We start from the raw sequence: 10968 nt of genomic DNA, 5'->3' as shown, positions 1-10968 counted from the left end.
TCGGAATCGATAAACAACCCGCTTGGTTGGCGCACATTGTTCATGGTGCAGGCAATGCAAAAGGAATTTCACGGAGTTGCAAGCGGAACCGGCAAGAGTCGGCGCTGGCGAGACGGCGACTGGCGGTTTGCCGGAGGCACCGGTTGTGAACGGACGGTTCGCCGCGTTGTGCTGCTGCCTGTCTGCCTGGCGCTGCTGGGAATCGCCACCGCCCACGCCACGCCGCCCTACAGCCTCGACGGACTCATCGCCCGGACCATCCGGCATCACCCCGGCATTGCCGCCCGTCATGCCGAAGTCAAGGCCACGCAAGCGGAAGTCGATGCGGCGCGCGCGCAGTATTTCCCGACCCCGTCGGTTCAGTTGCTGCAGGACAAGGGCGAGTCCACCACCGTCCTGACGCTGCAACAGCCGCTGTGGGCGGGCGGCCGGCTCGATGCCGGGCTGGACGCCGCCCAGTCGCGCGAGAATGCCACGCGGGTATCGGTCAACGACACCCAATACACGCTGGCCCTGCGCGTTACGGCCGCCTGGGCGGCATGGGTGCAGGCGCGCGGACGCGGCGAGGCGCTGGACAAGGGCGTCGCTCTGCTCAATGTCTATGCCGAGAGCGTCAGTCGGCGTATCCAGGGCGGCGCCTCCGGCCAGGTCGATCGCGAACTGGTCGCGGCGCGCCTGGCGCAAACGCAGGGCGACCTTGCCGCCGCACGCTCGGCCGAGCGCAGCGCGCTGGCCCGGCTCGCACAAATGATCGGGCAGCCCTTGCGCGCGCAAGACCTCGTCGTCGCGGATGCGGTCGCCGGCGTCGACATTCCGCTGCCCGGCCTCGACGCGCTCGTCGCGCAGGCCTTCGCCCGCTCCGCCGCGCTCAAGCGCCTCGAATCCGATATCGAAACCGCCCGGCACGAAACGCAGCAGCGGCGCGCCGCGCTGTGGCCGACCCTGAGCCTGCGCGCCCAGCACCAGCGCGGCAACGCGCCCGCTACCGGCATCACCGCCAACGACAGCCGCGTCATGCTGGTCCTCGAATACACGCCCGGCGCCGGCCTCTCCGCCGGCGCCAACATCGACGCGGCGGAAGCCCGCATCATCGGCCTGCGCGAAAACCTCGACGCCGCCCGCCGCGACCTGACCGAAACCATCACCACCGACTACGAAGAGCATCTGGCCGGCAGCGACCGCAAGCGGCACTTCCAGCGCACCCTCAAGGCCAGCGCCGAGGTGTTGGCCTCCTATGACCGCCTCTTCGTCGCCGGCAAGCGCAACTGGCTGGATGTCATCAATGCCGCGCGCGAACTGATCCAGGCACAGACGGCGCTGGCCGACGTCGAAGCCCAACTGGTCGCCGCGCGCGCCCGCTTGCGCCTGCACATCGGGGAAATGCTGTGACCACCGCCCATACCGCCTACGCCCTGTTCAGGAACGCGCTGCTGGCGCGCAAGGACATCTTCGTCCAGGCCGCGGCGGCATCCTTGCTGGCCAATCTGCTCGCCCTGGCGGCCGCCCTCTACAGCATGCAGGTGTACGACCGTGTGATTCCCACCCAGGGCATCTCCACGCTGTTGGTCCTGACCGTCGGCGTGCTCATCGCCATCGTGCTCGAACTCATCGTCAAGTTTGCCCGCGCCCATGTGCTGGAGTCCGGCGTCAAGGGCATGGACCTCGAACTCTCCGACGCCATCTTCGCCCGGCTGCTGGGCATCCGCATGGATCAGTTCCCGGCCAGCGTCGGCACGCTCTCCGCCCAGTTGCGCAGTTACGAAATGATCCGGCGGTTCGCCTCCTCGGCCACCCTCTACCTCGTCGTCGATACGCCCTTCGCGCTGATCTTCCTCGCCGTCATCGCGCTGCTGGCCGGGGTGAAGATGGCCGCCATCCCGGTGGTCTTTTTCGCGCTGGCGCTCGCCATCGGCCTGCTCTATCGCCAGCGCATCGCCCGCCATGCCGAATCCGGCAATGCCGCCGCCAACCGCAAACTCGGCCTGCTGGTCGAAACCGTCGAAAGCGCGGAAAGCATCAAGGCCGCCGGCGCCGGCGCGCGGCAGCTCGAGCGCTGGAACACGCTCAGCCGCCAGGCCGTGGACGACGACGTGCAGATCCAGCGTTACAGCGAGCAGGCCACCTATCTCGCCGCCTTCATGCAGCAGGCCAGCTACATCCTGCTGGTCGCCATCGGCGCCTGGATCGCCTCCACCAGCACCGACCTCACCATGGGCGGGCTGATCGCCTGCGCCATCCTCTCCGGGCGCGTGCTCGGGCCGATCGCCGCATTGCCCGGACTCATCGTGCAGTGGGCGCATGCCCGCTCCGCCCTCGACAGCCTGGAAAAAGTCTTCGCCCTGCAAGGCGACAACCATGCCGTGGCGCGGCCCCTGAGCCCCGAGCAGATCCACGGCGAATGGCGCATCGATAACCTCAAGTTCGCTTACCCCGGTCGCCCGCGCCCCCTGAGCCTGCCGCTCACCCTGATCCGCCCCGGCGAGAAAGTCGCCATCCTCGGCCCCGTCGGAGCGGGCAAATCCACCCTGCTCAAGATCATGGCCGGCCTCTTCGCGCCGGGCGAAGGGCAGGTGCTGCTCGACGGCCTGGACATCCAGCAAATCGACCGCGCCCGCTTGTCCGCGCGCCTGGGTTATCTGCCGCAGGACGTAAAGCTGCTGGCCGGAAGCTTGCGCGACAACCTCATGGTCGGACTCGGCGATGTCGGCGAGTCCGCTCTGCTCGACACCAGTCGCGGCATCGGCCTGGATCAACTCATCGCCAGCCATCCGCAGGGGCTGGACATGCCCATCTTCGAAGGCGGCAAGGGCGTATCGGGTGGGCAGAAGCAGCTCGTCGCGCTTACCCGGCTCCTGCTCTCCCGTCCCGCCGCGTGGCTGCTCGACGAACCCACTGCCGCCATGGACGAGGCCACCGAGCAAAAGAGCCTTGCGGCATTGCGCCAGGCCATCGCCCCGGCGCAAACGCTGATCCTCGTCACCCATAAGCCGGTCCTGCTCGGTCTGGTCGACCGCTTCATCGTCCTGCTGCCGGGTGGCGGCGTCATCGACGGCCCGAAGGCGGCCGTGCTTGAGCGGCTGCGTCAGAGCGCCGCCCAGGCTCGCCCGCACTCCGACTCGCACCCCGGCAACCCGGAGGAGACCCCATGAACTTCCTTCAACCCGCGCCGGGCAGCCGCTGGCTGATCCTTCTGGTGTTTGTCATCGTCGCCACCCTCGGCACCTGGGCCGGTTTCTCCGAGCTTGACCAGATCGCCCGCGCCCAAGGGCAGGTCATTGCCACCTCGCGCACCCAGGTGATCCAGTCCGCCAACGACGGTGTCATTGAAAGCCTGCTGGTGCGCGAAGGCGAAAACGTGAAGAAGGGGCAGGTGCTCGCCCGGCTCGACCGCAGCCAGGCCGAAGCCGCCTGGCGCGACAGCCTGGGCAAGGTGGCGGCGCTGAAGGCTGCGCTGATCCGCCTGCAGGCCGAAGTCTTCAATCGCCCGCTTGCCTTCCCCGAGGATGTGCGCGCCCATCCGGCTTTCGTGCAGAACCAGACCGAACTCTTCCAGCGCCGCCAGGGGGCGATCCGGGCCGAAGTCGCCGCATTGCAGGAAAGCCTCGGGCTGGTGCGCGAAGAACTCACGCTCTCCGAAAAGTTGCTGGCCACCGGCGACATCGGCCAGGCCGAAGTCATCCGCCTGCAGAAGCAGGTGGCCGACCTCAAGGGCCAGATCACCAACCGGCGCAACAAATACTTCCAGGACGCCCAGGCCGAGATGACCAAGGCCGAGGAAGACCTCTCCACCCAGCAGCAGGCGCTGGCCGAGCGCACCGCCGTCTTCGAGCGCACCGAGATCACGGCGCCCGCCGACGGCGTGGTCAACAACATCCAGCTGACCACGCCCGGCGCCAAGGTGCGCCCCGGCGACGTCATCATGGAACTGCTGCCCACCGGCAGCGCGCTGGTGGTCGAAGCCAAGCTCAAGCCCGCCGACATCGCCTACATCCGCAAGGGCCTGCCGGCCGCCGTCAAGCTCGATGCCTTCGACTACAGCATCTACGGCGTCCTGCGCGGACAAGTCATCTACATCAGCCCCGACGCCCTCTTCGAGAAAACCCAGCACGGCGACCAGGCGTATTACCGCGTCCACATCCGCATCGACGAAAGCGCCCTGGCGACCCGCAACCGCGAGCACTCCGGCAAGCCCGTGGCGATCCAGCCCGGCATGACCGCCACGGTGGACATCACCACCGGCAGCCAGAGCGTGCTCGCCTACATCACCAAACCGATCACCAAGACTCTTGCCGAATCGCTAACGGAACGCTAATTCCATCAAAGGAAGCACATCATGGGCAACTTCGACCTCCACGGCCTGATCAACGCCATTGCCAACAACCACGGCGTGGCTTCACCGGTCAAGAGCGCCAAGCGCAAAATGCGCGACGTCAGCGAAGGCGATGGCCAAGCAACAGCGCAGGCGGAAGGCGACGCCACATCCGCTACGTCCGACGCCTCCATGCAACTGGCACAAGCCGATACCGGTGTCGCCACCGAGGCTGCGGCAGGCGAAACCACCGGGGGCGCATCCGGTGCGCCGGCAGCGGGGGAGGCCGCCGCCGGGTCGGGCGCGGCGGCGGGTGGTCTCGGCGGACTGGGGCTGGGCGGCATGGCCCTCGGCGGCGCTGCGCTGGCGGGTGGCGGTGGTGGCGGCGGCAGTGCCGTCGCGGCAGCCGTCAATAACATCATCACCGGCACCGTCGTCGCCGGCCCCGTTCTTGCCGGCAGCGGTCTCAAGGTCGAAATCTACGCCGCCAACGGCACGACCAAGCTGGGCGAATCCACGCTCGACGCCAGCGGTAAATTCACCGTCGATGTCGGCGCCTACACCGGCATCGTCATCGCCCGGCTGGTGGATGCCAATGGCGGCGACGACTACCTCGACGAAGCCACGGGAGTGCCCAAGGACCTCAATGCCAACCTCATGGCCACCAGCGTCGTCACCGGCGGCACCTTCACCCTCAACATCAACCCGCTGACCACCATTGCGGCACAGAAGGCCGGCCTTGCCGCCGACGGCAGCGGCGGCCTCGCCGACGCCGCGGCGGTGGCCAACGCCAATGCCGCCGTCGCCGCCGCCTTCGGCCTGACCGACCTTACCGGCACCAGCGTCGTCGCCACCAATGGCGGCAGCTACGACGCGGCAGACGGGATGAGCGCAGGGGAGAAATACGGCGCCATCCTCGCCGCCTTGTCCGGCGCCGACTTCGCCAGCAGCGGCGACAGCCAGGCCATCATCGACAACCTCGTCGCCGCCATCGACATCACCGGTGCCAGCGGCACCCTCTCGGCCGCAGGGCAGTCCGCGGTCATCGCCGGCGCGGCGGTGGTCGATAGCGACTTCATCGACGATGTGCTCAACACCGTCAGAGCGGGCGCCACCGCCCCGCCAGCGCCGACTATCAATGCCGTCGCCGCCGACAACATCATCAACGCCGACGAAGTCGAGAGCGTCATCACCGGCACCAACGAAACCGGTGCGACGGTCGACTTGGGCATCGGCGGCAACACCCGCGCGGCCACGGTGAGCGGCACCACCTGGAGCTACACCCTCACCGACGCCGACCTCACCGCGATGGGGCAGGGCGCCGAAACCCTGTCCGCCACCCAGACCGACGTCCTCGGCAACACCGGCAGCGCCGGTACCCGCGCCATCAGTGTCGATACCGTCGCCCCGGTATTCTCCAGCGCCACCGTCAGCGGCAGGACGCTGGTGCTGACCTACAACGAGGCGCTCGATGCGACCAGCATGCCGCTGCCCAGCGCTTTCAGGGTTGGCGGCATCGCACAAGGCGCACCGGTTGCCGGCGTGGTCGATTCGGCCGCGAAAACCCTCACCTTGACGTTGGCGTCGCCCGTTACCTACGGCCAGACCGGCATCACCGTGAGCTACACCGACCCGACCGAGGACAACGACCTTGCCGCGATCCAGGACCTGGCCGGCAACGACGCCAGCACCTTGACCAACCTCGCGGTCACCAACAACACCCCCGATGCCCCGCTGTACCAGAGCGCCACGGTGACCGGCAGCACGCTGGTGATGACCTACGCCGGAGACCTCGACGAGAACAACCTTCCGCCGCTTGATGCCTTCACTGTCAAGGTCAACAACACGGCACAAGCCGCACCGACCGGCGTCGTGGTGGATGCCGACGCCGGGACGGTCACGCTGACGCTGGCGGCGCCGGTCATCCACGGCCAGACGGTGACCGTGGGTTACACCGATCCGAGCGCCGCGAACGACCTGAACGCCATTCAGGACAGCGGCCTCAACGACGCCGTCAGCATCGGCAACCGGGTGGTGGCCAACCAGACGCCCGACGCGGCCGCGCCGGTGTTCGCCAATGCGGTCGTCACCGAGAACGGAAAGTATCTGGTGCTGAATTGCGATGAAGCGCTCGACGCCGCGCACGTCCCGCCGGCCGGCGCCTTCATCGTCAAAGTGGGCGGCGTGGCGCAAGCGACGCCGACCGGCCTCACGGTCAATGCCAGCGCCAAAACCGTCATGCTCACGCTGGCGACGCCGATCACTTTTGGCCAGACCGGCATCACCGTGAGCTACACCGACCCCTCCGCCGCCAACGACATCAATGCGATCCAGGACGCGGTCGGCAACGATGCCGCCAGCGTGACGGACCTGCCGGTGACCAACAACGCAGCCGATACGCCCATTCTCGAAAGCGCCACGGTTCACGGCGATACGCTGGTGCTGACCTACAACGACGCGCTGGATGCGGGCAACGTTCCGCTACCCGAAGCCTTCGCCGTCAAGGTCGGCGGCGCGGACCCGGTGGCGCCGACCAATGTCGCGGTGGATTCCGCCGCCCGGACCGTCACGCTGACGCTGGCCGACGCCGTGACGAGCGGGCAGACAGTCAAGCTGAGCTACACCGACCCCACCACCGACAACGACGCCGATGCGATCCAGGACGTCGCCGGCAACGACGCCTTCACCGTGGAAAACCAGTCGGTGACGAATGAAACGCCCCCGGTATTTTCCGCGGCCACCGTCACTGGCAGCACGCTGGTGATGAACTACAGCGACGCGCTCGACGCGGCCCACGTTCCGCCGGCCAACGCCTTCACCATCGAGGTCAACGGCACACCGCAAGCCGCACCGAGCGCCGTCGCGGTCGATGCCGCTGCGAGAACTGTCACGCTGACGCTGGCGGCGGCGGTCACCAACGGACAGGCGGTGACCGTCAGCTATGCCGATCCGACCGCCGGCAATGACGCGGCGGCGATCCAGAACGCGATCGGCAGCGACGCCGTCAGTCTGAGCAACCAGCCGGTGAGCAACCACACGCCACCGCTGCTTTCCGGCGCCACCGTCAGCGGCGACACCCTGGTGCTGACCTACAGCAATGAACTCGATGAGAGCAACATTCCGCTGGTCAATGCCTTCACCGTCAAGGTCAACGGCGTCGCGCAAGCGGCACCGACCGACGTGGTGGTGGATGCCGCCGCGAGGACCGTCACGCTGACGCTGGCGACAGCGGTCACCGACGGTCAGGCGGTGACCGTGAGCTATGTCGACCCGAGCACCGGCGACGACACCGAGGCGATCCAGGATGCGCTTGGCAACGACGCCATCAGCGTGGCAAACCGCCCGGTGACCAACACCACCGCCGACGTCGCCGCGCCGGTGTTCTCCGGCGCAACCGTCAGCGGCGACACTCTGGTGCTGAGCTACAGCGAAGCGCTGGACGCCGCCAACGCGCCCGTCGCCGGTGATTTCATCGTGAACGTCGACGGCACAGCACAAGCTGATCCAACTGCCGTGGTAGTGGATGCCACCGCTAGGACCGTTACCCTGACGCTGGCGGCGGCAGTCGCCTACGGCGAGGCAGTAACCGTCACCTACACCGACCCAACCGTGGGGGATGACGCCACGGCGATTCAGGACACCGCCGGCAACGACGCCGTCACCCTGACCGAGCAGTCCGTCACCAACACCAGCGTCAACGCCTTGGCGCCGACGCTGTCGGTGGTGGTGTCCGCCGGCGCCGATGTCAATGCAATCGTTCTGACAGTGACGACCGGGCTGAACGGCGCCGCCAGCGCCGACCTGATTTTTGACGGCCTGCCCGGTGGCGCGGTGGTGAGAAATAGCGCTGCTGTAGATGTGACCGCCGGCGTCGTCAATTTCGACGGCAGCGACACCTTCACCGTCGAGTTCCCCGAAGACTCGGACATCCACCAGAACCTGCTGGTCACCGTGACCGGGAAGGACGCCGGCGGTGACCCGCTGGGCGATAACGTCCACACGATCGACCTCGTCTACGACGTTGCCTCATCGACGGAAGATTTGAATTTCGCCTCCGCCAACCAGAATATGTGGGGCAACTTCAACGGCTACATCGGCTGGCATGAATACATTCCGCTCCTCGGCGACGCGCCCATCGTCTGGAACGAGGCGACCGGCGAGTGGGACGACGCGGCCAACCCGGACTACTGGCGCAGCGGCGAGTTCAGCGTGATCGACGTCGATCTGGATTCTTCGCAGGTCATCGAGGCCGCCGCCATCGCGGCAAGCTCCGTCCTCGATACCGCCAAGGCCGTATTCGATGTCGCGGCGGTTGCCGTCGATACCGTGGCCAAGGGTATTTTCGATACCGCCAAAGCCGTCTTCCAGACCGCCGAGAATCTGTACTACTTTGGCGCCCGCACCGTCGATGCCGCCGTTCAGGCCACCTTCCAGGCGGCGAAGGGTGCTTATGATGTTGCGCACGGTCTCTACGACTCGGCCAGCTATCTGTTCCATACGGTTGCCACCGGTTTGCATGACGCGGCGTGGAACGCCTATGCGTCGTACGACAACTGGTATCACAGCCTGGACGGGTGGGGGCAATTCTGGAATGCGGCCGGGCATGTTGCCAATGACATAGCCTGGGGCATTGCCGACGTCGCCTACAACGTGGCCGTACCGATCTGGGACGCCGCCAAATACGCCTTCGAGACCACTGCCACCGGCATCTACAATACCGCGCTCGCGGTCTACAACGCCGCGGCGGGTGTGGCCAATTCGGCGGCGCAAGTGGTGTTCGACGGAGCCAAAGCCGTATTTGCGACGGCGGAACACGTATACAACGAGGTGAAGCAGGACATCTACGACGTCGCGCAGGGCGTCTATGACCTTGCGCGGGACGGCGTGATGGCCGTTCTCGCGACCATCAACGACAAGGTCGAATTCGATACGGCGCTGAAGGTCGATTCGGAAGTCTTCGCGCAAGTCGGACTGCAAGTGGATTTCGAGCTCGACATGGGCTCGGTCGATGCCGACATCGATTACCAGCTGACCTCGGCGACCCAGTACAACAAGGCCGCGGACATGCTGACCATCACGCCGACGATGACCAACATGACCACCGGCGATGCCGTGGCCTTCGACACCATCAGCCCGAACGCCAAGTTCTATGCGGCGCTGCTTTACGATGTCGGCGCCGATTTCGACGTGTTCATCGACGGCAAGCTGGTCGTGGACAACACGACGGTATACGACCTGTCGCCGACCTCGGATGGTCTCGCCATCCAGTTCCCGATATCCACGGAAAGCTTTGCGGATAGCTTGAGCGAGATGACCGGCGGCGACATCGAAGTCGGCAAGATGGTGCTGATCGATCTCGACACGACGCAACTGGAGCCGTTCGAGGTTCCGTTCGTCGAGGCATTGACCCAGGACATCCTGAGCATCGAAATCGCCATCCCGACCCTTGAGACCGAGGGCAAGGCGGCCACCTACGTTCCGGCCACGGCGGACATCTGGACCACCGGCACGTTCGAGGAGCAGATCGGCCCCTTCCCCTATGCCAGCGTCGATTTTTCCGAGATCAGCAGTGCGTTCTTCAACATCATCAACGCGAAATTCGATTTCAGCGAAGAATTCATGGACCAATACGGCCTGGACAGCCTGGGCGATGCGGCGACCCTTGCCGAAACCGTGCAGGACATCGCGACGGGCCTGATGGCCAACATCTGGGACACGCTGGATGGCGAAGCCGAAGGCGTGCCGATCTTCGTCCTCGACATGACGGATGAAACCGCCAGTTCGCTGCTCCATCTCAACCTGTTCACCGACGACGTAATGGGCAACACCACCAGCGCCAATACCGGATCGCTGGGTTTCTACGCCGCCTATGGCGAGAGCGATCCCGTGGTCGCGGTCACCGTGGACCTGGATGCGGCGTATGTGGCCATCGTCAAGGCAATCGCCAAGGCCGCGGCGTCCGCCGTCACCGCGGGGGCCGCCACCACGATCCACCCGGTCATCGACGCGATCCCCAGTCCGTACAACCTCGAATTCGGCGTCGAGCAGGTGCTCGAAATAGCCGCCGTGCCGCAAGCGACGATCGACCAGATTACCCAATGGCTGAATCTCGGCTTCACCTTCGAGGCTGCGGACCTCGACGTCACCCAGGCAGTGAATTTCTCGCAGGACTTCACGCTTTCCATCGACGATATGTCCTATCTGGTCACCCTGGAAGACAACACCACGCATGCCTTCACCGCCAATGGAACGGGCGCCCTGCAAATCTCGAATGCCGGCTCACATGATGCCAATCACGATGGCCTGATCACCTACACGCTCGACATCGTGCCGACGGCGATGTTCTCCAACGATACGGAAGTCGGCCTGAGTCTCGGGTATCAGCTCGATTTCCTGAAAGGCGGATTCTCCGCCGGAGCCCAGTTGCCGCTGGGCGAGCTTCTCGGGCTGACCGACGCGGACTGGCTCAATATCGATTTTTCAGCCATCGATATCAGCATGGGACCGTTGCTGCGCGTCCAGGGCGAACTCGATACGCTCGATGTGGATGTGTTCGAATCGCGCTTCGCGCTCGATGTCGGTTCCGCGAGCTATGCCGGCGCAATCGATATCGGGTTGGTCAACCATAGCGTCATGGTCTGAACTCGCTTACCCCGATC

4 protein-coding genes are annotated in these 10968 nt (G+C 65.9%); all 4 read left to right on the top strand.

Annotated features, from left to right (window positions below):
* The first annotated feature begins 54 nt into the window (after nt 1–54).
* From SUTH_RS11820 to SUTH_RS11805, 4 genes are read left to right on the top strand one after another with little or no spacing between them, the layout of a single operon-like run.
* Nucleotides 55–1389, top strand: coding sequence for a TolC family protein (locus SUTH_RS11820; RefSeq protein WP_171817358.1), 1335 nt, complete (start codon nt 55–57; stop codon nt 1387–1389).
* The gene (locus SUTH_RS11815) at nt 1386–3149 is read left to right on the top strand and encodes an ATP-binding cassette domain-containing protein (protein ID WP_052473582.1); all 1764 of its coding nucleotides are present in this window, start codon (nt 1386–1388) and stop codon (nt 3147–3149) included. The genes SUTH_RS11820 and SUTH_RS11815 overlap by 4 nt, the downstream gene beginning before the upstream one ends.
* Nucleotides 3146–4312: an HlyD family efflux transporter periplasmic adaptor subunit gene (locus SUTH_RS11810; protein ID WP_041099477.1), complete on the top strand. Its 1167-nt coding sequence runs from the start codon at nt 3146–3148 to the stop codon at nt 4310–4312. The genes SUTH_RS11815 and SUTH_RS11810 overlap by 4 nt, the downstream gene beginning before the upstream one ends.
* Nucleotides 4313–4333: 21 nt before the next feature.
* A complete protein-coding gene (locus SUTH_RS11805) occupies nt 4334–10951 on the top strand; it encodes a SwmB domain-containing protein (RefSeq protein WP_041099475.1) in 6618 nt (2205 codons plus the stop codon).
* Nucleotides 10952–10968 lie beyond the last annotated feature (17 nt).

Source organism: Sulfuritalea hydrogenivorans sk43H (assembly GCF_000828635.1).
Taxonomy (GTDB): Bacteria; Pseudomonadota; Gammaproteobacteria; order Burkholderiales; family Rhodocyclaceae; genus Sulfuritalea; species Sulfuritalea hydrogenivorans.
The sequence above is the reverse complement of the archived record's forward strand: the minus strand, read 5'-3'. Positions and strand labels throughout refer to the sequence as shown.